The 20,925-nt window shown below is 39.6% G+C and carries 25 protein-coding genes; 12 read left to right on the forward strand and 13 right to left on the reverse strand.

Annotation, left to right across the window (positions count from 1 at the left end; translation table 11 throughout):
- Positions 1 to 282 precede the first annotated feature (282 nt).
- Complete coding sequence (locus AC33VI_RS01230) at positions 283 to 1,929, forward strand: hypothetical protein (RefSeq protein WP_491780450.1); 1,647 nt, start codon at positions 283 to 285, stop codon at positions 1,927 to 1,929.
- A 330-nt stretch (positions 1,930 to 2,259) separates the two neighbouring features.
- Here the strand turns inward: AC33VI_RS01230 and AC33VI_RS01235 are convergent, their stop codons facing one another.
- From AC33VI_RS01235 to AC33VI_RS01245, 3 genes are all read right to left on the reverse strand, one after another.
- The gene (locus tag AC33VI_RS01235) at positions 2,260 to 2,706 is read right to left on the reverse strand and encodes a hypothetical protein (protein ID WP_491780451.1); all 447 of its coding nucleotides are present in this window, start codon (positions 2,704 to 2,706) and stop codon (positions 2,260 to 2,262) included.
- Between the two features lie 76 nt (positions 2,707 to 2,782).
- Positions 2,783 to 2,923 carry a hypothetical protein gene (locus tag AC33VI_RS01240; RefSeq protein ID WP_491780452.1) on the reverse strand — a complete coding sequence of 47 codons (141 nt, stop codon included), beginning with the start codon at positions 2,921 to 2,923 and terminating at the stop codon, positions 2,783 to 2,785.
- 59 nt (positions 2,924 to 2,982) lie between these two features.
- Positions 2,983 to 3,255 (reverse strand): DUF1830 domain-containing protein, encoded by a 273-nt coding sequence (locus AC33VI_RS01245; protein WP_491780453.1) that lies wholly within the window; start codon positions 3,253 to 3,255, stop codon positions 2,983 to 2,985.
- 294 nt (positions 3,256 to 3,549) lie between these two features.
- On the opposite strand from AC33VI_RS01245, the gene AC33VI_RS01250 reads away from it, so the two are divergent.
- Positions 3,550 to 4,419, forward strand: coding sequence for a F0F1 ATP synthase subunit gamma (locus AC33VI_RS01250; RefSeq protein WP_491780454.1), 870 nt, complete (start codon positions 3,550 to 3,552; stop codon positions 4,417 to 4,419).
- A 29-nt stretch (positions 4,420 to 4,448) separates the two neighbouring features.
- Here the strand turns inward: AC33VI_RS01250 and AC33VI_RS01255 are convergent, their stop codons facing one another.
- Together AC33VI_RS01255 and AC33VI_RS01260 are read right to left on the reverse strand one after the other, a co-directional pair.
- Complete coding sequence (locus AC33VI_RS01255) at positions 4,449 to 6,239, reverse strand: response regulator (RefSeq protein ID WP_491780455.1); 1,791 nt, start codon at positions 6,237 to 6,239, stop codon at positions 4,449 to 4,451.
- A 30-nt stretch (positions 6,240 to 6,269) separates the two neighbouring features.
- Complete coding sequence (locus AC33VI_RS01260) at positions 6,270 to 6,581, reverse strand: hypothetical protein (protein WP_491780456.1); 312 nt, start codon at positions 6,579 to 6,581, stop codon at positions 6,270 to 6,272.
- A gap of 54 nt (positions 6,582 to 6,635) precedes the next feature.
- Between AC33VI_RS01260 and AC33VI_RS01265 the strand changes: the two genes are divergently transcribed.
- The gene (locus AC33VI_RS01265; RefSeq protein WP_491780457.1) at positions 6,636 to 7,376 is read left to right on the forward strand and encodes a Crp/Fnr family transcriptional regulator; all 741 of its coding nucleotides are present in this window, start codon (positions 6,636 to 6,638) and stop codon (positions 7,374 to 7,376) included.
- A 184-nt stretch (positions 7,377 to 7,560) separates the two neighbouring features.
- Entirely contained in the window at positions 7,561 to 7,821 is a 261-nt protein-coding gene (locus AC33VI_RS01270) for a DUF1816 domain-containing protein (RefSeq protein WP_491780458.1), read from the forward strand.
- Positions 7,822 to 7,833: 12 nt separating this feature from the next.
- Here AC33VI_RS01270 and ftsH read toward each other — a convergent pair whose 3' ends face one another.
- The 4 genes from ftsH to AC33VI_RS01290 form a co-directional block, all read right to left on the reverse strand.
- On the reverse strand, positions 7,834 to 9,783 hold the full coding sequence (gene ftsH, locus AC33VI_RS01275) for an ATP-dependent zinc metalloprotease FtsH (protein ID WP_491780459.1): 1,950 nt from the start codon (positions 9,781 to 9,783) through the stop codon (positions 7,834 to 7,836).
- A 318-nt stretch (positions 9,784 to 10,101) separates the two neighbouring features.
- Positions 10,102 to 11,475 (reverse strand): CHAT domain-containing protein, encoded by a 1,374-nt coding sequence (locus AC33VI_RS01280; RefSeq protein WP_491780460.1) that lies wholly within the window; start codon positions 11,473 to 11,475, stop codon positions 10,102 to 10,104.
- 93 nt (positions 11,476 to 11,568) lie between these two features.
- The gene (locus AC33VI_RS01285) at positions 11,569 to 12,567 is read right to left on the reverse strand and encodes a CBS domain-containing protein (RefSeq protein WP_491780461.1); all 999 of its coding nucleotides are present in this window, start codon (positions 12,565 to 12,567) and stop codon (positions 11,569 to 11,571) included.
- A 324-nt stretch (positions 12,568 to 12,891) separates the two neighbouring features.
- Complete coding sequence (locus AC33VI_RS01290; protein ID WP_491780462.1) at positions 12,892 to 13,212, reverse strand: recombinase family protein; 321 nt, start codon at positions 13,210 to 13,212, stop codon at positions 12,892 to 12,894.
- A 68-nt stretch (positions 13,213 to 13,280) separates the two neighbouring features.
- Here AC33VI_RS01290 and trxA point away from each other — a divergent pair, with 68 nt between their 5' ends.
- From trxA to ctpC, 4 genes are all read left to right on the forward strand, one after another.
- Complete coding sequence (trxA, locus tag AC33VI_RS01295; protein ID WP_491780463.1) at positions 13,281 to 13,616, forward strand: thioredoxin; 336 nt, start codon at positions 13,281 to 13,283, stop codon at positions 13,614 to 13,616.
- A 97-nt stretch (positions 13,617 to 13,713) separates the two neighbouring features.
- Positions 13,714 to 14,328 carry a CBS domain-containing protein gene (locus AC33VI_RS01300; RefSeq protein WP_491780464.1) on the forward strand — a complete coding sequence of 205 codons (615 nt, stop codon included), beginning with the start codon at positions 13,714 to 13,716 and terminating at the stop codon, positions 14,326 to 14,328.
- A 41-nt stretch (positions 14,329 to 14,369) separates the two neighbouring features.
- On the forward strand, positions 14,370 to 14,822 hold the full coding sequence (locus AC33VI_RS01305) for a CBS domain-containing protein (RefSeq protein WP_491780465.1): 453 nt from the start codon (positions 14,370 to 14,372) through the stop codon (positions 14,820 to 14,822).
- Positions 14,823 to 15,013: 191 nt separating this feature from the next.
- The gene (gene ctpC, locus AC33VI_RS01310) at positions 15,014 to 16,309 is read left to right on the forward strand and encodes a carboxyl-terminal processing protease CtpC (protein WP_491780466.1); all 1,296 of its coding nucleotides are present in this window, start codon (positions 15,014 to 15,016) and stop codon (positions 16,307 to 16,309) included.
- 26 nt (positions 16,310 to 16,335) lie between these two features.
- On the opposite strand, the gene AC33VI_RS01315 is transcribed toward ctpC, so the two are convergent.
- Complete coding sequence (locus AC33VI_RS01315) at positions 16,336 to 16,527, reverse strand: DDE transposase family protein (protein ID WP_491780467.1); 192 nt, start codon at positions 16,525 to 16,527, stop codon at positions 16,336 to 16,338.
- A gap of 76 nt (positions 16,528 to 16,603) precedes the next feature.
- Positions 16,604 to 16,720: a photosystem II reaction center protein I gene (locus tag AC33VI_RS01320; protein WP_229639314.1), complete on the reverse strand. Its 117-nt coding sequence runs from the start codon at positions 16,718 to 16,720 to the stop codon at positions 16,604 to 16,606.
- 28 nt (positions 16,721 to 16,748) lie between these two features.
- On the opposite strand from AC33VI_RS01320, the gene AC33VI_RS01325 reads away from it, so the two are divergent.
- The 3 genes from AC33VI_RS01325 (at position 16,749) to AC33VI_RS01335 (ending at position 18,933) form a co-directional block, all read left to right on the forward strand.
- Positions 16,749 to 16,886 (forward strand): hypothetical protein, encoded by a 138-nt coding sequence (locus tag AC33VI_RS01325; protein WP_491780468.1) that lies wholly within the window; start codon positions 16,749 to 16,751, stop codon positions 16,884 to 16,886.
- 101 nt (positions 16,887 to 16,987) lie between these two features.
- Entirely contained in the window at positions 16,988 to 18,106 is a 1,119-nt protein-coding gene (gcvT, locus tag AC33VI_RS01330; RefSeq protein WP_491780469.1) for a glycine cleavage system aminomethyltransferase GcvT, read from the forward strand.
- A gap of 95 nt (positions 18,107 to 18,201) precedes the next feature.
- A complete protein-coding gene (locus AC33VI_RS01335) occupies positions 18,202 to 18,933 on the forward strand; it encodes a DUF3747 domain-containing protein (RefSeq protein WP_491780470.1) in 732 nt (243 codons plus the stop codon).
- 131 nt (positions 18,934 to 19,064) lie between these two features.
- Here the strand turns inward: AC33VI_RS01335 and AC33VI_RS01340 are convergent, their stop codons facing one another.
- Positions 19,065 to 19,340: a DUF2470 domain-containing protein gene (locus AC33VI_RS01340; protein ID WP_491780471.1), complete on the reverse strand. Its 276-nt coding sequence runs from the start codon at positions 19,338 to 19,340 to the stop codon at positions 19,065 to 19,067.
- Between the two features lie 101 nt (positions 19,341 to 19,441).
- Between AC33VI_RS01340 and AC33VI_RS01345 the strand changes: the two genes are divergently transcribed.
- Positions 19,442 to 20,614: an MFS transporter gene (locus AC33VI_RS01345; protein WP_491780472.1), complete on the forward strand. Its 1,173-nt coding sequence runs from the start codon at positions 19,442 to 19,444 to the stop codon at positions 20,612 to 20,614.
- A gap of 149 nt (positions 20,615 to 20,763) precedes the next feature.
- Here the strand turns inward: AC33VI_RS01345 and AC33VI_RS01350 are convergent.
- On the reverse strand, positions 20,764 to 20,925 hold a 162-nt coding region (locus AC33VI_RS01350), incomplete at its 5' end, for a small ribosomal subunit protein cS23 (protein WP_491780473.1).

The following is a 20,925-nucleotide window of genomic DNA, read 5'->3' on the forward strand; positions in this document are numbered from 1 at the left end:
AATTAATTTCCTTACGATTCAAAGTACATGCGGGCAAGCCCTTTGTCGTTTCGAGGCTTTAGGCTTTAGGCTTTAGGCTTTAGGCTCTAGGAAACTAAAACAGTGTATTTGTTCGCATGGTTTCTATTTGAAATGACTATACAAGTTCATCTAATTAAACGCCTCATTTCCAGGTATGGTAGTTAAGACTCCAAAAAAGTTAAAACTTAATTTGCTTTTATGTTACATTTTCTTTACATTATTTATAAGTTTTTGTACAAAAAGTAACATAATTAATTGAACATGAGTGATAACCAGCAATTTATAGTTCGAGATGGTACTACCAGTGTGGGCTTAGATGCAGCCTTACTCGAATCCGCAGCAGGACTAACCTTGAGTGGTGCTACTGACACTATCGATCCTGAATCCGATGCCTTTGGTGTGGGTTTTGACATTACCGAAGAGAGTGATTTTCTTTTTAGTGATACCGATGGCTTTGCTCCCATTACAGGAGAAATCGAGCATACTGGCACGATCACCTTTAGTAGCGAGTTAGGTCCCATTACTGTAGGCGACTTCACTATTGGTTTTGATGGGGAGCGAGTTAGCGAGACTACCAGTGGCTTTTTTGTGGCAAATACCATAGAAGGAGTACTACCCGACGGGGCAATTCTGTTTGATATTGCTCCTCCCGAAGCCGTGGAAATTGAATCGGGCGAACTGAGTATCGGTAGTGCAGATCTCTTGGTATCTCCTGAATTTGCAGGAGTTTTACTCGATACTGAATTAGCAGCAGCAGATTTAACTGGGGCTGATGTTGGCGATGCCAGAATTGATTCAATTACAGACGATTTAACTGGTCAAAATCTTAATCTAGTTAAAGATGGTACTACCAGTGTTGGCTTAGATACAGCTTTACTCGAATCCGCAGCAGGGTTAACCTTGAGTGGTGCTGATGACGTAGTAGATCCTGAATCCGACGCTTTTGCCGTTGGTTTTGATATCACTGAAGAGACCGATTTTCTCTTTAGTGATACCGATGGCTTTGCTCCCATCCAAGGAGAAATCGAACATACTGGCACGATAACCTTTAGTAGCGAGCTGGGTCACATTACTGTAGGCGACTTCACCATTGGTTTTGATGGGGAGCGAGTTAGCGAGACTACTAGTGGCTTTTTTGTGGCAAATACCGTAGAAGGAGTACTACCCGACGGGGCAATTCTGTTTGATATTGCTCCTCCCGAAGCTGTAGAAATTGAATCGGGAGAACTGAGTATCGGTAATGCAGATCTGTTGGTATCTTCTGAATTTGCAGGAGTTTTACTCGATACTGAATTAGCAGCAGCAGATTTAACTGGGGCTGATGTTGGCGATGCCAGAATTGATTCAATTACAGACGATTTTATCGACCCCCAACTAAATTTAGTTCAAGATGGTACTACCAGTGTTGGCTTAGATGCAGCCTTACTCGAATCCGCAGCAGGACTAACCTTGAGTGGTGCTACTGACACTATACATCCTGAATCCGATATCTTTGGTGTGGGTTTTGACATTACCGAAGAGAGTGATTTTCTCTTTAGTGATACCGATGGCTTTGCTCCCGTTACAGGAGAAATCGAGCATACTGGCACGATCACCTTTAGTAGCGAGCTGGGTCACATTACGGTAGGCGACTTTACCATTGGTTTTGATGGGGAGCGAGTTAGCGAAACTACTAGTGGCTTTTTTGTGGCAAATACCGTAGAAGGAGTACTACCCGACGGGGCAATTCTGTTTGATATTGCTCCTCCCGAAGCCGTGGAAATTGAATCGGGCGAACTGAGTATCGGTAGTGCAGATCTGTTGGTATCTTCTGAATTTGCAGGAGTTTTACTCGATACGGAATTGGCAGCAGCAGATTTAACTGGGGCTGATGTTGGCGATGCCAGAATTGATGCTCTATTTATTTAGCGTCAGTTCGGGTTAATAGATCGATTTGTTGGGATAGCCATTAGCTTTTAGCCAATCTTTAAGACTCGATAACTAATGAAAAGTGGAAAAAAGCCAGTTTTAAAATCGCCTTTTAGTAAGCATTTGAGCCTATCCCGAATTCACGTTATTTAAGATCAATTCATTTTGTTTTTTAAATTGACCAGCAGTCAGAGCAAGCTCTGTTGTTTCACGACGGAGTAATCTCTGACAGTTGGTCAGCCCTAAAGGATTCCCTGACGCTAAGCTAACCCTTTAGGGTTGGTCAAATCAGAAATTTTGGAATACTAATCATCTATTAATCACTAACTATTAACCATTCTTACAAACTACACTGCGATACATTTCTCCTAAATGAGCGATAACGTCAATCAAAGCTAGGCGATAGTCAGTCAAATACTCAGTATTCATGTTTTCAAATCTTAATTGGCGTTCTAAACCATCGATTACTTCCAAATGAATTTCAACCACTTTATTCATCGGCAGATTGACAAAGAAGGCTGATTCTACAAAGCGATCTATAAAATTGTTGACATCCTCTTCATCGGAAAAATAATTGAGTAAAATTTGAGCGTAAATTGACTTAAATCTTTTTAGTAGTTTTTTTTGTTCCAGTTCAGAAAGATTAACAAAAAAAGACTCCCGATCTCTACTGAAATAAACATCCGAATAGCCCAATCTTTCATTAAGTTTTTGATTGAGCTTGTTTTGTTGGTTGCGATTTAGGTCGGATTGAGTTTTAGGGGGATCGAGTCTCATTTTGCATCTCCTATATATCCGCTTCAGCTTACCGATAGTAGTTGTTTAATTTCCCTTGTACTGGTAGACAAGTTAACTATTTGAGGAGTTTTTCTATTTTACTTTCAAACTGGGGCATTTCCGACCAGCAATGATGGCAAAACCAATATTCACGGCGATCGCTTATATAATGAAGCATTTTGGAAGAGCAGCAAGGGCAGATAGTTGAGGCATTCATAATTATTTTAACCAAGTATTTATAATATTTTTAACTATTTAATTTTGTCGAGACAGAGGTTAGATTGCAGTCAATTGTGGTTCTAAATCCTCTACAGAGAAATTGCGAGCATCAATAACTTTTTGCAGTACTTTTTTGCCTTTTTCCCCGACGTAGATTTCTAATCTACTTTCGGATATGGGTTTAAATAAAAACCTTTGTTGAGGAAAGATGACTTTTTCCTGCAACACGCCATCCCTATTAACCAAGCAAACAATCTGTACTTTATGAGTAGAATTAAGGTAGTAATATAGTGTTTGAGTAAGTAATTGGACTGTTGTAGAACCTGACATAATATTTTCCTCTCTTAGATCTTGTTCGTATCATAGTTTTTGAATTTGAAGAAGCTGTGAGGAACTTGAAGAAAATATAAAAAATATCAACAGGGTTCAATTAAAAGAGTTTTTAGTAGTTAGTTTTTAGTTTTTAGTTCAATTAAGTAGTAGATTTGAACCACTAATTAATTAAGTACGGACGTTTCATGAAACGTCCGTACAGTACTCAAATCGAAGATTATGAGAGGGGACTTAGACCCAAAAACTAATAACTAATAACTAATAACTAATAACTAACCGAAGGTTAAAATTATGGCGACTACTGAAGAACTAAGACATAAAATTGCCAGTGCCGACGATCTTAAATCTGTAGTTAAGACGATGAAAGCTTTGGCAGCAGTAAGTATTCATCAATACGAACAGGCAGTAGAGTCTTTAGCAGAATATAATCGCACTTTAGAAATGGGATGGCAGATCTTACTGCAACGAGATCCGCAAATGTTATTGAAACCCACATCTCCACCGAAAAAAGCTGGATTGGTGGTTTTTGGTTCGGATTGGGGAATGTGCGGTCAGTTTAACGAACGAATTGCTGACTATACTGGCAAACTTTTAGGCGATCGCCCCAGAGAAACTCTGATGATTAATGTCGGGGCGAAAATAGCTACTGGTCTTCAAACAAGAGGATTTAACTGTGATGCTAGCTTCAACCTACCCAGTTCGGTTACGGGCATCACCGCAGTTGTGCAGCAGATTGTTTTAAGTTTAGAAAACTGGCGCGAACACCATCAACTCGATCGCATCGATCTAATCTACAACTGTATCGATTCGGGGATTCACTACCAGCCCAGACGATCGCAAATTTTTCCTTTGAATTCAGACTGGTTACAACGATTAAAACAGAAAAAATGGTCTGGTTCTAGTCTTCCTCTATTCACCATGGAGCGGAACAAATTAGCATCCGCTTTGTTTCGACAGTACTTCTTTGTTGCTCTCTATCGCGCCTGTGCCGAATCCCTCAAGAGTGAAAGTACTAGTCGCCTGGCTGCGATGCAGATGGCGGAAAAGAATATTACCGAACGTCTAGACGAACTGAATATGCAGTTTAACCAACAACGCCAAACTATTATTACTGAGGAATTATTGGATCTAGTGGCAGGATTTGAGGCATTACTAGTATGAAGTCAGAAGTTAGAGATTTTCTTCTGACTTTACTGTCTGCTGCGTTTTAACCGATTGAGAATCCGATTTGCTAACATCGAACCCGTGACTGGTTTGCAAATATAATCATCCGCACCGCTGGCAAATGCACGATACTGAGTTTTTTCATCTTGGTGGACACTTAAAAATAGAATCGGTAGATGCTGCCAACGGCGATCGCTTCTTAAGACTTGACAAATTTCAATTCCGTCTATCTGAGGCATTTCAATATCGAGAATTAGCATATCTGGTTCGACCTCTTCTAATACCTCCCAAAAGTGCTGCGGTTCATTGAGGGTAGTCAGGTCAAAACCCCAAGGCTGTAAAGAGATTTCCAAAGACAATAAGACCTGCGGATCGTCATCTAACAAAAGAATTTTGGTAGCCCCCCCCGAATTTTGTAGTAGTTCGATAACCGTGTCAATGGCAACCTGCGGTTCGACGGGGTGTTGTAGGGTAATATTTCCTCCCTTTCGTACCAACTCCAGACGGTCGATTAATCGAGCGGATTGGGGGATCGTCACTATTGGTAGTTGCGGATGTTCTTGATGTAGTTTTTCGAGGAAAGCTAAATCTTCGCCATCGGGAAAGATAATTTGGTAAAGCAAGACATCAACAGATTCGCGATCGACGATCGCTTTTGCTCGTTCTAGATCCGAGGCAATAAAAGTTTTAATATTGTTTAAATGGGCTTGAGTCTCTAATTGCTGGCAGAAATCGGCATCGGTATCGACGATTAACAAAGAAACAGTTTTACCCAAAGCATTTTTAACAGTTTCTTCAAATGGCTGATGCTGTAATTCAGTTTGTAGAGCAGAAATCAACTCGGCGATCAACGGCAAACTAGCAAGATCGACAGGATTATCTCTCAACTGTTGTTCTAGTTGTTTGGCAACCCTCGAACCATCAGGGAAACCAAAGCAGCCTAAAGAACCTGCCAGTTTGTGCGCCGAATTCAAAGCGCGATCGCGTATCTTTTTAGTTAACTTTTCTTCTGCGATCGCTACAGCTAAATTTTCTAAATCTCTCAATCTTTGAAATGCTAGATCTTTAAATTTAGACCAAGTTTCAGCTATAACTTTGGTTCGTGCTTCTTTGGTAATGGTTGTAGTTTCAAATTTTCGATCTTCATCGGACTTGAGACGATAGCCGACACCATAGACAGTTTTAATTGTATCCTTGTCTAAACCAGCTTGCTTGAGTTTCTGGCGCAATCCTTTGATATGAGTTCTGACTGCTTCCTCTCCTGGAGGATCTTCACCCGACCAAAGGTTGTTAATAATTGCTCCAGGGCTAAATACTTGTTGTGGATGGCGCATGAATAATTCCATCATGCCATACTCTTTGGGGGTTAGGGGTAAAAGTTGCTGCTGGTGATGAACCTCATGAGTTTTGGGATTGAGGATTAATTTTCCCCACTCAAGGGTAGGAGAGGCAACGTTGATCTCTCTTCTTAGTAAAGCGCGAATCCTAGCGGTAAGTTCGTCAAAGTCAAAGGGTTTGACCACATAATCATCTGCCCCAGCATCTAAGCCCACAACCTTATCGGTGTTGCGATCGCGAGCCGTTAACAGCATAATTGGCATAGTATAACCTTCTGCTCTAATTTGCTGACACAGAGCAATACCATCAATATCGGGAAGCATCCAATCTAATACCACCAGATCGAAGTCAAATAGTAAGACAAATTCCCAGCCCATCTCGCCAGTGTTGGCAATATCTACGGCATAACGCTGCTCGATTAGCTTATCTGCCAAGACTTCCATCAACTGTTCGTCATCATCGATGAGTAAAATTCTCACAATTGGTTCTGATACCTTCTCCTTTTCATATTATAGGGATTTTAAGTGGGCTAAGTTTGCCAGTGAAAAAATATTAGGTTGGTTAGCAATTTTATAGTCATTCCCATTAATTTCCGTATCCTTTAGGTTATCTTTTTTTTTGGTAATTAGGTAATAGGTAATAGGTGGCAGATCTACGATCGAGCGTATGGTTTCTTCTTCAGAAGTTTGCTTGTGGTTCGTGGTTTTGTCAAGGGGGATCGAGATATCCTTTAGGGCAACTTCGTACTGTTTAGAATAACTATAATTATCAACCAAAATACTCACAACTTCTTTAATTCTCGACCGTAACTTAATATACATAAACAGAAAATCTGTTTTCCCTCAAACGTTACTTCACTCAGAGAGGAAAGAATGATGTTGTCTATCCAGCATCCTATAAATATTGGTACAAAAAAAGCTCGCCGATCGAATCTACTGTTAAATTTACTGTCAAAGACAGAGCGACAAAAACTTTTAATCGATGCCAAACGAGTTGTTTTGACAGCCAAAACAACCCTTTATCAACCACAAAATACGATCGAGCAGGTTTACTTTCCTCTGGGAGGTATTATTTCTTTAATGAACATCAGCGAAGCTGGTTTAATTGCCGAATCTGCTGCGATAGGTAACGAAGGAATGGTAGGGATTGATGCTGTTCTAGGTTGTAAATACACGAGTAACTTTGTGGTAGTGCAAACTGAATGTAATGCGATCGCCATCTCTGCGAACACTGCTAGGCGAGAATTTAACCGTAGTGATGAATTTCAACGAGTATTGTTATTATATTTCCAAGCTCGTTTGACTCAAGCTTATCAAAACGTATTTTGTAGCTGCCATCATAGCCTAGAACAGCGACTAGCACGTTGGTTGGTGTATTACAGCGAGCATTTAGACACTAAAGACATATTGCTTACTCAAGAAACCCTTGCGGATTTAATTGGAGTCAGACGATCTAGCCTTTCAGTAATAGCAGCAAATCTACGACAAAGAAACTTAATTGATTACAATCGAGGCAAAATAACTATTATTAACCCAAGAATCTTAAAAGCAGTTGCTTGCAATTGTAATTCGGTAATTTCAGAAGAGTATTTCCGTTTGTTATTTGGTAGTGGTTAGTTGTTATTAGTCTGACTTCTATTTCATAGCTTCATTATTTTTCTGTCAGAATTCCGACAGACATTATCTTACTTTTTTGCCAGCATGATTTTAACTGTTTTAAACTTGCATTTTTCGCTCAAATTAGTATCTCTTCAAACACATAATCTTATCTGCAAAATCCATCACTTTGAGAAGTATTAGCATGATGAATTACCAAAGATTGTCTGACACGGTTAGCTCTCATTACCAAACAATCGATCAAAGAAAACTGGAAATTCCCTGGTGGGTGAAAATTACTACCGCTCGACCGAGATGTGTTTATTATTTTGGTCCATTTGATAGTAGAGCGGAGGCAAGTAAATCGCAATCTGGCTATATTGAGGATTTGATAGCAGAAGAAGCTCAAGGAATCGCAGTGGAGATCGAGCAAACAAATCCTCAATCTCTAACCACTAATCACTAACCATTAATAAACTCAATATCTCAAGGATTTACCGTTGTCAGCCGAATTATGTACGAGATTTTTGTTTGGGTCTAACTGTCCCGATTGCAGCCATCGATCTATTTTTGGACTTTGTTTCGCTAAAGATAATTGTGATCGCAACACTTCTCCTTCTAGCACTTCTTTATCTAACAGAGTTTGAGCCAGGGAAAGTAAAAGTGGTTGGTTTTCTCTAAGAATTTCCAAAGCAGCTTGATGGGCTTCTTCAATGACTCGTTGTACCTCGCGATCGATCTCTTCAGCTACTTGAGGACTGACCTGACGACGAGGGTTTGTCATACCTTCCAAATATTGCTGCTGTGCTTTTTCAAAGGCTATGGGACCCAAGCGATCGCTCATACCGTAGAGGGTAACGTATCTTTCAGCTAAGTCGGTGGCTTTTTGAATGTCATCGCTTGCCCCTGTAGATACCTTATTGAAGACCAATTCTTCCGCTGCCCTACCACCGAGTAAGGTAGTAATACGCCCTCTAACTTCATCTTCGACAGTTAAAAAGCGGTCTTCTTCTGGGAGTTGGAGAGTATAGCCCAATGCACCGATGCCTCTTGGGACAATAGAAATTTTTTCGATCTTATCCGTACCAGGCATCAGCGAACCCACTATAGCATGACCGACTTCGTGATGTGCTACGGTTTTCTTTTCGGTGTCGTTGAGTACCCGCGATTTTTTCTCCAGTCCAGTTAAAATTCTCTCAATTGCTTCATTAAAGTCTGCCATCACTACCGCAGAACGATTATGACGGGCAGCGAGTAAAGCAGCTTCGTTAATTAGATTGGCTAAATCTGCCCCTGCAAAACCAGGGGTACGGGCAGCTAATTTATCGAGATCCACATCCAAACCGATTGAGACATTTCTAGCGTGAACTTTTAAGATTGCCAGTCTGCCAGACTTATCGGGGCGGTCGACCACAATTTGACGGTCAAAACGACCAGGACGCAACAAAGCAGGATCGAGAACTTCTGGGCGGTTGGTCGCAGCTAGTAAAATTACCCCCGCGTTGGGTTCAAACCCATCCATCTCTGCCAGTAACTGATTGAGAGTTTGTTCTCGTTCGTCATTCCCTCCCATAAATGCTCCCGCAGCAGCACGAGACTTACCCAAAGCATCTAGTTCGTCAATAAAGACAATGGCAGGAGCTTGTTTTTTAGCTCGGTTAAATAGATCTCTTACCCTAGATGCCCCTACACCAACAAACATTTCAATAAACTCCGAGCCAGAAATACTAAAAAAGGGTACTTTAGCTTCACCTGCGATCGCTTTTGCCAAAAGAGTTTTCCCCGTACCAGGAGGTCCTATTAATAGAACCCCTTTGGGAATTTTTGCACCCAACAAAGAATATTTAACTTGATGCTGTAAAAAATCAACAATTTCATAGAGTTCTGCCTTCGCTTCGTCGATTCCCGCCACATCATCAAAGGTGACATCCATAGTGCCTTCGGAATAGATGCGGGCGTTACTTTGACCGATGCCAAAAGGATTTGTTCCCGTACCTCCTTGTTGTCCTCTGGCGAATAAGAAACTACCCAAATTAATAATCAACCAAAAGAAAAACAGAAATTGCAAAAAGCCCCAAATTCCCGAACCACTACTCGATGGTGTAGCCGAAAATTCTACCTGATGCTGACGTAATAATTGAGGTAACTGGGCATCTTGTTCGACGATAACGGTTTTAAAAGTTCTTGCCGATTCATCATCCATTCCTCGTGACTTGAGAACGTATTCAATGTGACTAGAACCGATTGTCACCTGCTCGACGCGATTGCTCTCTACCAAATCGATAAACTTACTATAGGGCTGACTTTGATTAACCGAACTAGTAGGAAAAAACAAACTGAACGCAATTAGCAAAATTGCCGTGATAATCATGCTCAACCCTGCTGCATTAGACTGGGGCGTTTTATTTGATTTCGATTTTTTGGGCATAATTTATTTCTCCCACAAATGTAGCAACGAACGACTAACGACCAAAAACTAATGCGGGCGGTGTAAACACTCGTCGGTCATCATTCTGAGGAAACCTCACAAAAATGAGAAATACCGCGTTCATTCTCTGTCAACCTCTATTCTATGTTTCAAGATAGATTTCAAGTTTGAGGAAGTTGTGAGTGTTTTTTGCTAGTGGTTAATGAACAACAGAAAAATATTAGAAATAGCTTAAGTCCTTCTGACCTCTGTATAGGAGCGATCTGGAACGCCTCTACCTGACCTCTGACCCTGAAAACTTTTAATCTACAGGACTACTTACCAAGGATTACCAATAATAGTAAATCCAGCCCAATAAAAAGGATGGTTGAAGTTTTGCGATTCGGCTTCGTTCGTATCGATAGGTAATTCTACTTCTACTGTCGAACCTCTAACTTTAGTTCCTTCCACATAAACTTTTTGCTGCAACATATCTAATTGAGCTTTTCTCAGGGCTTCTGCTTTGATGGGAGTAGATTTTAATTCTTGATAAAATTCACTCATTAAAACAACTGTTCCCGCATCGCTAATCGTCCACAGACTAGCTAGAGCAGATTTTACACCTGCTTGCATTGCCAAACCTGCAAAGCCAAATTCTGCATCTTCATCCCCTAAAGCGGTTTCGCAAGCACTCAATACTAGTAAGTCTACTTGGGGTAAGTCTAATTTTAAACTGGAAAGTTGGTCTAAAGTTAATTTACGATCGCCAAATTGAATATAAGAGTTTTCTGGAGATCCATAACTAAATAAAGAATGGGAAGCAATATGAATGATATCAAAATCTCCCGTCTGATGAAGTTGCTGGAGATTTTCTACAGTAAATTCTTGATTGAGTATTTTTTCTCCCGACCATAATTTAGGTACGATGGTATTCAATTCTACTTCTACCCCTGGTAAGGATGGCAGATCTTCAAACTCTGACGCGCCAGTGGCTAATACTTGTTTATCTTGTATGGGTGCATAGCTAGTGTCGGTCAAACTAAATGCAGGTATGCGGGCAATATTATATTTTTCGAGCGCAAATTTTTCTCCATCGTGGAGTGCGGCAAAAGGAAGCGAGCGTAAGGTATGACCAGTACAAAGTAACAACGTATCGATTTGTTCTGCTTCTAAATAGGGATCTAATGGTTTGAACAGCCAATTATAAATTAGTCTAGCAGGAGGAAAATAATCTAAGGAAGTGCGATCGCTAATTCCTATTTGCAATTCTTTAATTCTTTTAGTCAAGCGATCGCGTCTTGCACCTCTGATTTTTTTGACTATGAATTGATTTTCTGGGGTAATCAACATTAATTCTAAAAAATCATCCTTTGGTACAGCCCAAATCACCGCAGGATTTATCTCGGCACGCTGTTTGATATCTCGTAAATGTTCGGCAATTTGTTTTGCCGATCTAGTTTGATGTTTAAAATTGCGCTCGAAATAACGTTCGTAATCTCGTTCCCAGTTGATTTCTAATTTAGCAATCATGTCAGAAAATCTGGCTAAATCGACTAATTCTGCTGGGGGAGTAGGGCGATCGCTCGATATTATTTGTGTTTTTACAGGACTAACATCGTTGGCGATAATTGCGATCGCCATCAACAGGCAAAAAAACCAAGATGAATATTTGCGCCATATTCTATAGATACTGCTCGATATTTGATTAAACATTATTTTTTTTTAGTAATCGCTAATGGCTATTATTTTAGTTAACACTTTTTAAAGCGCATTCCAAATGAGCGGTAACTGAAAATATCCTGAGTATTATGATTCCCTTTCTTTTTGCTCGATCAACTTCAAAAGCTCTGCTTTCTCTAGTTCTAACTGCTCTACCGTACTCTGTAAAGTTTCGATTACCCCATACATTTCCATCGGATCGAAAATCCTTAAAATACTAGTTTGAGTCACAATTCCCAAACCCCGCCCCCAATTCCAAGAAACAACCAATCTCCTTACCCGACGACGCTGCATTTCTTGATTTGCCATCAATAAAGAATCATCTGGACTGAGTAAAAATAAAGGAGTACTCATCACCTGTCTAGCTTCTAAATTATCCAGCCTTACTTGCAAAAACTTAAATTGCAAAATATCTCGTTCGGTAATAATTCCAACGGGAATTAAAATATCTTCCTGTTCATCTATTTCTGTAATGATAATGCAGCTAATTCTGTTTTCTGTCATCAGCCGCGCAATCTCTAAAACCTTAGTATTCAAAGATGCGTGAATGATGTTTTTACTCATAACATCCCCTACCCGCCTTAATTTCAGCAAATTTGCAGGGCGCATTGCTTGACGAATAGTTTCGGGAGAAATGACTCCTACCAAACGTTCTCGATCGTCCACTAAGGGCAAATGACGAATTCGATAGCGTCGAAATAAAAATAAGGCTGCAAATATATCTTGAAAACTACTTTTTGCTAGAGTTACCACTGGCTGAGTCATCACTTCTGCCACCGCAACCTCTTCAAACAAAAATTCTTGGGCGGTTAGTTTGACAATATCTCGTTCGGTTAAAATCCCCAATAATTTGGAGTCTTTCACAATCAAGGCGCAACTAGAACGATTTTTTGACAACAAAGTAAATTCATTTTCCAGATTTTTTTCGGCGATCGCACAACTAACTCCTCTAGCTTCTCCCATTAAAGCGATCGCCCTAACTAAAGATGTATCTGGTGGGATAATTAAAGGGTTGCGATCTATAGCAACTTCTAGATCTGGAGAAGTAAAAAAGCGATTCAGCGGGGTGTTTGGGGTTTTCTCCATTCTTGGGATATAAATATAGGTCGTAGTTATTTCAAGTTTTATTAACCAGTAAATAAGAAATTAGCTCGCTGATAGATTTCAGCCAATTTACCAAAATTCTTACATTACCTATGATTCCAACCCTGCAAAATTAAAATTTGATGGCTTGAATTTATGAGGGATGTAACAAATAAAACAATAAAACATTTGCTATATAGTTTTTTAAGTTCATTTCAGGTTATGATAATGGCGGATGTTACGGACTTAGAGTTGAAACCTCTATTTCAGAATATACCAAGATTATTTTAGGTTATATATTTGAGAAAATTTCCGCACCCTAGAAGTTTAGTTATTTCTGCCATAAAGTCGGTCTAATACCCGCTTGATGGAAATTCTGCGCCACTGTTGACCTCGCTTGGTTTTATAACCATTGCCATTTAACCAGTCAGCAATTTGTTGTAAAGATTTGCCAGATTTATGATGGCGACGAATCAATTCAATTACCTGTTGCTCTTGGGAATTAACAACCAGTTCTCCGTTGACAACTTTTTCACCAAAAGCAGGCGAACCATAACCAGCATAGCCACCCCGTTCGGCTTTAGCTTTTCTGCCTTCTTCTAGTCTGTGCCAAATCTCATTTTTAGAGGTTGATTTTTCTGCACTCATACAACAATTCAATTAATAAAAGACTACATATGTCATATATCTATTAAATCAAAGGGAGGATTAATTCTATGACTTCTGTTAATCAAGCTGATTATGTCAATTCTGAAGAACTAGAAACATTAATTACAGCAGAAAAACTGGTGGTTGTAGACTATACCGCGACATGGTGTAGTCCTTGTAAGGTCGTAGCACCAACGATCGATCGCCTGGCTACAGAATATAGCGATCGCGCTACCGTAGTTAAAGTAGATATCGATGAAAACCGCGAATCTGCCAAAAAATATGGCATCAGAAGTATTCCTGCTATTTTAATTTTCCGAGATGGAGAGGCGATCGAAAATCTCTTTGGGATTCAGTCTTATGAAACCTACAGCAATATCTTAGAAACTCAACTCAGACTATAGAATTAGAGAATTTGTCAGGATGTTAAAAATATTGCTATTTTTTGGCTCTTGTCTCTATATTAAATTTAATTGTTAATTCACCAGGAGATTCACCTAAATGCTCTCAGCTAAAGATATTATGACCGCTAACGTGGTTACCATTAGTGGTTCGGCTACGGTAGCAGAAGCAGTAAAACTTATGAAAGAAAAAGGCTTGAGGGCTTTAATTGTCGAACGTCGTAGCGACAGCGATCCCTACGGTATTGTCACTGAAACCGATATTGTTTACAAAGTAGCAGCTTTCGGCAGCGACCCCAAAAAGATGCGAGTTTATGAAATTATGACTAAACCCTGCGTTACAGTCAATCCCGATTTAGGAGTAGAATATGTAGCCCGTTTGTTTGCCAATACTCGGATTCGTCGCGCTCCCGTAATTGCAGGAAAATTGTTAGGAATTATTTCTATTAGCGACATTCTCAGAAAAGGAGATTTTGTCGAAAAACCCAAGCCCATATATCTTGAAGATAGATTAGAAGTAGCTCGCGATGAAGCTAGAGCGGTTTGCAAAGAGAAGGGAGATACTTCTGCTGAATGTGCTGCTGCTTGGGACGAGGTAGAAGAATTACAAGCAGCAGCAGCGCACAAAAGAGAATCCAAAAAACAAATTAGCTCTCTAGAAGCCTATTGTGCGGAAAATCCCGATGCAGAAGAATGTCGCATTTATGAAGATTAAAACTATTGGCGATCGCCAATAATCAACAGGAGCAACTAGTGATGATGCAAGCGCAAGAAATAATGACTAGAGATGTAGCAACCATTAGTGGTTCGGCTACTGTAGCAGAAGCAGTAAAACTGATGAAAGATAAAGGCTTGAGATCTTTAATAGTCGAGCGTCGAAACCATGGCGATCCCTATGGCATAGTTACTGAAACCGATATTGTCTATAAAGTAGCAGCTTTTGGGCGCGATCCTCAAAAAATGCGCGTCTACGAAATCATGACCAAACCCTGCATTACTGTCAATCCTGACTTGGGAGTAGAATATGTAGCTCGCTTATTTGCCAATACTCGGATTCGTCGCGCTCCCGTTGTTGAAGGAAAACTCTTGGGGATTATCTCTATTAGCGATATTCTCAACAAAAGTGATTTTGTTGAAAAGCCTAAAACCGAATTTGAATTATGTTGTGAAGAAAACCCTAGTGCTTTAGAAGCTAGAATATATGATTAATAGATCTAATTAAATACCGAGATAAGTTTAAAGAAATTTGAGTAAATCCCCATAAAGAGGATCTGCATCAAGCTTATACTTATCGTTAGGAAATCACCAGGCTAAAAAGTCATTTGTGGTAGATTAGACATTAACTATAAGAATCTTTGGCTGTAGATTGCTCCGACTGCATTTATTATATTTTTAAGCTTATGGGAACTAAAAACAAAGGACTAATTCTGGGAACGACGGCTGTAGCACTTTCAACAGTTGCAGTGGCTGGTGCGGGCTTTCATTTATCTCAAGGTCAAGCTCTAATTCAAAGTGGCCCGAAAGAAACAGTAGATGAAGTCTGGCAAATCATTAACCATCAGTATGTCGATACAAATTTCAATAACAATGATTGGCTAAAAATTCGCCAAGAATACGTTAAGGATGCTTCTTATACCAACCAAAAAGATGCCTACAAAGCAATTCGCGAAATGTTGGGCAAATTGGAAGATCCTTATACTAGGTTTATGAACCCAGAAGAATTCCAAAATATGCGAATCGATACTTCAGGACAACTAACTGGAGTGGGTATTCAAATTGCTAAAGATGAAGAGTCCGATAAGCTGATCGTTATTTCTCCCATCGAAGATACTCCAGCCTCCGAAGCGGGGATTCTGGCTCAAGATTTAATCGTCAAGATCGATGGCAAAGATACTACGGGTATGGATGTTAATGATGCAGTCCAATTAATTAGAGGGGAAAGAGGCACTCAGGTTACCCTTACCATCGAACGCAATGGCAATCAGAGCGATTATGCGATCGTTCGCGAAAGAATTGAAATCCATCCCGTGCGCGCCGATGTTAGAGATACATCGGTCGGTAAGATCGGTTATATCCGCCTCACTACCTTTAACGAACACGCGGCGAAGGATATGCAGAAGGCGATCGAAGCCCAAGAAAAAGAGGGAGTAGAGGGTTACGTTTTAGATTTGCGCTCCAATCCTGGTGGTTTGCTTTATTCTAGTATTAATATCGCTCGGATGTGGCTGGATGAAGGAACGATTGTCTCTACAGTCAATCGGAAAGGTATTAGCGACAAGGAATCGGCTAAAAATAAAGCATTGACCGACAAGCCTTTAGTAGTATTAGTTAACGAAGGTTCGGCTAGTGCTAGCGAAATCCTTTCGGGTGCTTTGAAAGATAATAAACGAGCAACTATTTTGGGTACGAAAACCTTTGGTAAAGGTTTAGTACAGTCCGTAAGACCTTTGGGAGATGGTTCGGGATTGGCTGTGACTATTGCTAAATATTTGACTCCTAATGGCACAGATATCAATAAAGAAGGTATTCCCCCCGATGTTTTGGTGGAATTGAACGAAGAACAATTGCAAGAACTGTACGGTGGCGATCGCTCTAATTTGGGTACGGAAGCAGATCCTCAGTTTTCTAAGGCTCTAGAAGTTTTAGATGGCGAGTTTCAAGCGCGGAAAAACTCCGAGCCACAAGCAGCAAAATAAGCAATCAATAATTAGTAGTGAATAGTTTAGACGGGTTTGCATTTACCCGCACGAATTAAACCAATTTTTTTGGCGATCGCATCTTGTTCGCTCTCAAACTCACCCCATTGCATTTTTTCAGATTGCTTTGGGGTTTTTGCTGTTATTTCATCTCCACAAACTACTTCACAAGTACCATCTTCCTGTTTGACTACATACCAAAGGTGACTGCTATTCATGAATTTTTCCTCAAAAAAAAGGCTCTAATTAAATTAAAGCCTATGATTGCTATTCAAATAAATTAAATCAAAAATATTATTCAGAATCGCTACGACCAGGGTTACGAGCGGGATCGCTAGATAAGAAACCGAAGATGAAAATACCGATAAAGAAAAATACTGTAATATAAACGGCAATTTTTAGAGTAGCCATGCTAATTTTCTCCTAATAAATCTAAAAAATGTTGACTAGTAAATTGATTGAATTATTTTTGGATGTTTTTGCTTCAGAATTAAACCAAACAACTAAAACTTCTCTTAGTAGAGTCGGCGCGATCGCATTCGCTATTTTGCAGACTGAGTATAATTCTGGACAATAAACTATGTGTAATTATTAAATCATACTCGAATCAGATTACCATAATTTGATTCTGCTTGGTAATAAGCTCTAAGCTAGATAAATAAATACTTTTAAGCAATAATGGCACAAGACCAAAATTCAACCTTGTTACGCACTCCTTTATACGAACTAGCCAAATCCCAAAAGGCTAGATTTACTGCTTTTTCGGGTTGGTCAATGCCCGTACAATTTCAAGGATTAAAGTTAGAACATCAAGCAGTGCGATCGCAAGTAGGAATGTTTGATATTTCTCACATGGGTAAGTTTACCTTTGAAGGAAAAGGTTTAATTGATGCTTGGCAAAATTTAGTACCTTCGGATTTAAGTCGTCTCCAACCTGGAGAAGCTATGTATACTGTCTTGCTTAATGCTGAAGGGGGAATCATCGACGATATTATTTTTTATCTAGAAAATAAACAAGAGCCGATACAACAAGCTGTTGTTATTGTTAATGCAGGTACGACAGATAAAGATAAAAATTGGATTTTACAAGGCTTAAAAGATAGTTCCATAGAAATGACCGATCTTTCTCAAGAACGAGCTTTGATCGCCCTTCAAGGTTCTCAGGCTGAATCAATTCTTCAGAATTTAACCGCAGAAGATCTGAGCCAAATGAAAGCTTTTACCCATAAAAATGTCAGCATTAACGGTAGCGATGCTTTTATTGCCCGTACTGGCTATACGGGAGAAGATGGTTTTGAAATTATGCTCGATCCAGAAGCAGCGCAAGAATTATGGAAGTCTTTCTTAAAAGCGGGAGTTATCCCCTGTGGTTTGGGAGCGAGAGATACTTTGCGTTTGGAAGCAGCCATGAGCCTTTACGGACAGGATATTGACGAAACAACCACTCCCCTAGAAGCTGGTTTGGGTTGGGTAGTTCATCTTAAAGATAAGGGCGACTTTATCGGACGTTCGATATTAGAAAAACAAAAAGCCGAAGGAGTCAAACGCCGTTTGGTAGGAATAGAAATGTCAGGACGACATATAGCCCGTCATGGCTATACAGTAATCCATGAAGGAAAAACAGTGGGAGAAGTCACTAGCGGTACTCTAGCCCCAACAGTAGGAAAAGCGATCGCCTTAGCCTATGTGAGCAAAGATTTGAGTAAAGTAGGACAGCCTTTAGAAATTGAAATTCGCGGTAAAACCTATCCCGCGACGGTAGTTAAAAAACCTTTTTATCGTTCTCCTCACAAATAAAATAGAAAAGTAAATTTTTAGTGCATAAAAATTAAGTTTCTAGCGTAATCAGTAAGTAACAAATTAAATAAACAAATTATCGAGACTTACTAATTATGAAATCTAACAAGCGTATCAAATCATTATTCTTAGCTTTATCGGCGATCGCTACTACTGCGATCGCCGCCACACCAGTCAAGGCTGTTTCTTTTCAAGAACAAAGAGTAAATCAAGATGACTTTGCAGTGGTAGCCGTACCCTTTGGCTATCAACAACACCGCCTAGAGATTATCGAACAAATCCCTGGAGAAAAACAATGTTGGCAAGAATCTGGCTCGGCACCAGTAAAAATGGATTTATTACTCTTAGAATTCGATCATACTAATAGCTGTCGTCGCGTTATGAATACTAACGGCTATACGCTCCGTCTCAACGGCGAAGAAGATCTGGCTACTCATGTAGTTAAAATCGTTCCCAACAATGGCGAATTGCAACTAGTAGCATTCCATAGAGATTCTACTCAACCCAACATTGTCATAGGTTCGACTAATGGTATGACTGATGGGGCGGTAAAAATCAACTTGAAACCTGGTTGGCAAATAACCAAACGGGTTCATGAAGGCAAAACCCTAAATCATCTTTACTTGAGCGGTAATGGCTCGCAAACCTACACAGCTAACCCCAAAAAGACAACTACGGCTACTTCCAACCCAACTCCTCAAACAACTCCTCAAACAGCACCAAGTCCTAAACCTAGCGATCTTGCCAATAGTATCGACCAAATCTACAACAATATTGTCAGCCCCTTGTTGCGAGATCTTTCTCAAGAAAACGAACAACAACAATAAAAGAATGAGGGATGAGGGATAAGGGATGAGTAATGAGTAATGAGTAATGAGTAACTACACTTTACTTTTTCAGTTACTCCCTCTCCCTATCACCCAATCTCTTCGTTTTTCCGTTATAGGTTATGGGTTAATCATTTCCTGGCGGTTTTAATCATGGCTACTAAAGTATGGTGAGCGTCTTCGGCATCTTTTAAAGTGTGGTCGAATTCTACTCTCACTGGTACTGTCTCCCCCGCGATTTGAGCCGAAATATTCATTCCTTGGGGATCTATAGAATCCATAACCGCAGTTTCGGTTTCAGGTGCGTTGCCATAAGCTTTGGCATAAAGAACGATCGCATCGCCATGATCTTCATTCATATGTTTGCAAATGCGATCGCTAATAGCTGGTGTAATTACTTCGGACATAAGATTAATTAAAATAAGTACAAATTGAGTTTAAATCGTAATTGTGTCAAATTTCCAACTCGTCAGCCATAATATTTAACTGTTTATCAACCCAATCTCAGATGCTAAATAGAAAAATACTGTGGATTAAGGTTTGGAGTATTGCTGCCGTACAAGCTTCGATTACTTTAACCTGGGTAATTTACAATCTCTACTTTCCTTTACTATTAGTCGAACTGGGTTTTGATAAAAAACTCGCGATCGCAATTTTAATCGTCGAAAATGCCTTAGAGAGTATTATCGAACCAGTATTTGGGGGATTATCCGATCGACAGCAAAAACTTTTTGGTAGCAAAATTCCTCTCATCTCTTTGGGCATCGTTTTAGCTTCTGTTTCCTTTATTTGTTTGCCCTGTTTGGTAATCTTTAATTCTTCAGGTTTTTCCCTTAATTGGTTATTTCCTCTTTTGGCGGTAGTATGGGCAAGTTTTATGGCAATTTTTCGCGCTCCAACTATTTCTTTATTAAGCCGTTGTACTCCTAGAGATTGCTTACCTCAAGCAGCTAGTATTTTAACTTTAGTTGGGGCAATTGTTGGGGCATTTCGCTTCGATGCTTATGGAGTTATTTTAAGTTTGGGAGCGGGATTTGCTTTTGCTTTAGGTTCTTTTTCTTTATTACTTGCTGCCTTTATTTTGCGTCTTTTTCATCCAGCAAGCTCGCCAAATATTTTACCCCCTAGCCCAACTGGTAAAATTGCCAAACTTTCTAAACGGCTATTAGGTTTAATTTTTATTCTAGGGATTTGGATTAGTTGGAGTTTGCGCTTTATTATGCCCGCGATCGCAGGAATTTTAAAGCTTCAATTTGGTGAAGGAAATGGTAAATTAGCAATGACTATTTTCCTGATATTATTGGGTTTAGCCGCATTACCCGCAGGAAAAATTGCCACTAAATTTAATGTTTCTCAAACTATGCAACTAGGAGCTTGGGGAACAATTATTGCCCTCTCTTTACTATATTTTTTCTCTAAATTTATTTTTTTAGTTCTAGGTGTAATTATCTGCTTTAGTTTTATCCTTAATGGTATTATTCCTTTAGTTTTAAACTTAACTCCTCCAACAAAATCGGGACTGGCAACTGGAATTTATTTTGGCGGATTTGGAGCGGGAATGAGTAGCTTTGATTTGATTTTTAATCTCGTTCCAATTAGTACCATTACTATCAATATTATTGGTGCAATTTTATGTTTACTTCTCTGTTATTGGTGGTTAAAAATATTGAAGTCCTCATAAATAGTTGCCAAGATAATAATAGCCAATTAAAAAAGAGCAGAATTTTGCGTTGTTCTGCTCCAATCTAAATTTGTCTTAAATACTAGTCGAACTAATGCAGCGATACCTTTAAAGATAATTTTCCATAAATCTAGCTCTCATTTACTAAACTAGTTTGTTCCAGTAAACACAATGTTAGGGAACTTGGTCTGTGCCTGGGTCATGGGAGTTGTTTTGCCTCTTTCAGTCCAGAAATTGATCACCTCTGTAGCTTGGTTGAGGATGTCAATGCTTTCTGCTTCTTCAATCCAATGCTTAGATTCTAGTTCGTC

Source organism: Waterburya sp., from assembly GCF_058530065.1.

Coding starts and splice junctions, on each gene's coding strand:
- AC33VI_RS01230 (WP_491780450.1), top strand. CDS start 283: ATGAGTGATAACCAGCAATTTATAGTTCGAGATGGTACTACCAGTGTG.
- AC33VI_RS01235 (WP_491780451.1), bottom strand. CDS start 2,706: ATGAGACTCGATCCCCCTAAAACTCAATCCGACCTAAATCGCAACCAA.
- AC33VI_RS01240 (WP_491780452.1), bottom strand. CDS start 2,923: ATGAATGCCTCAACTATCTGCCCTTGCTGCTCTTCCAAAATGCTTCAT.
- AC33VI_RS01245 (WP_491780453.1), bottom strand. CDS start 3,255: ATGTCAGGTTCTACAACAGTCCAATTACTTACTCAAACACTATATTAC.
- AC33VI_RS01250 (WP_491780454.1), top strand. CDS start 3,550: ATGGCGACTACTGAAGAACTAAGACATAAAATTGCCAGTGCCGACGAT.
- AC33VI_RS01260 (WP_491780456.1), bottom strand. CDS start 6,581: ATGTATATTAAGTTACGGTCGAGAATTAAAGAAGTTGTGAGTATTTTG.
- AC33VI_RS01265 (WP_491780457.1), top strand. CDS start 6,636: ATGTTGTCTATCCAGCATCCTATAAATATTGGTACAAAAAAAGCTCGC.
- AC33VI_RS01270 (WP_491780458.1), top strand. CDS start 7,561: ATGATGAATTACCAAAGATTGTCTGACACGGTTAGCTCTCATTACCAA.
- ftsH (WP_491780459.1), bottom strand. CDS start 9,783: ATGCCCAAAAAATCGAAATCAAATAAAACGCCCCAGTCTAATGCAGCA.
- AC33VI_RS01280 (WP_491780460.1), bottom strand. CDS start 11,475: ATGTTTAATCAAATATCGAGCAGTATCTATAGAATATGGCGCAAATAT.
- AC33VI_RS01285 (WP_491780461.1), bottom strand. CDS start 12,567: ATGGAGAAAACCCCAAACACCCCGCTGAATCGCTTTTTTACTTCTCCA.
- AC33VI_RS01290 (WP_491780462.1), bottom strand. CDS start 13,212: ATGAGTGCAGAAAAATCAACCTCTAAAAATGAGATTTGGCACAGACTA.
- trxA (WP_491780463.1), top strand. CDS start 13,281: ATGACTTCTGTTAATCAAGCTGATTATGTCAATTCTGAAGAACTAGAA.
- AC33VI_RS01300 (WP_491780464.1), top strand. CDS start 13,714: ATGCTCTCAGCTAAAGATATTATGACCGCTAACGTGGTTACCATTAGT.
- AC33VI_RS01305 (WP_491780465.1), top strand. CDS start 14,370: ATGATGCAAGCGCAAGAAATAATGACTAGAGATGTAGCAACCATTAGT.
- ctpC (WP_491780466.1), top strand. CDS start 15,014: ATGGGAACTAAAAACAAAGGACTAATTCTGGGAACGACGGCTGTAGCA.
- AC33VI_RS01315 (WP_491780467.1), bottom strand. CDS start 16,527: ATGAATAGCAGTCACCTTTGGTATGTAGTCAAACAGGAAGATGGTACT.
- AC33VI_RS01320 (WP_229639314.1), bottom strand. CDS start 16,720: ATGGCTACTCTAAAAATTGCCGTTTATATTACAGTATTTTTCTTTATC.
- AC33VI_RS01325 (WP_491780468.1), top strand. CDS start 16,749: ATGTTGACTAGTAAATTGATTGAATTATTTTTGGATGTTTTTGCTTCA.
- gcvT (WP_491780469.1), top strand. CDS start 16,988: ATGGCACAAGACCAAAATTCAACCTTGTTACGCACTCCTTTATACGAA.
- AC33VI_RS01335 (WP_491780470.1), top strand. CDS start 18,202: ATGAAATCTAACAAGCGTATCAAATCATTATTCTTAGCTTTATCGGCG.
- AC33VI_RS01340 (WP_491780471.1), bottom strand. CDS start 19,340: ATGTCCGAAGTAATTACACCAGCTATTAGCGATCGCATTTGCAAACAT.
- AC33VI_RS01345 (WP_491780472.1), top strand. CDS start 19,442: ATGCTAAATAGAAAAATACTGTGGATTAAGGTTTGGAGTATTGCTGCC.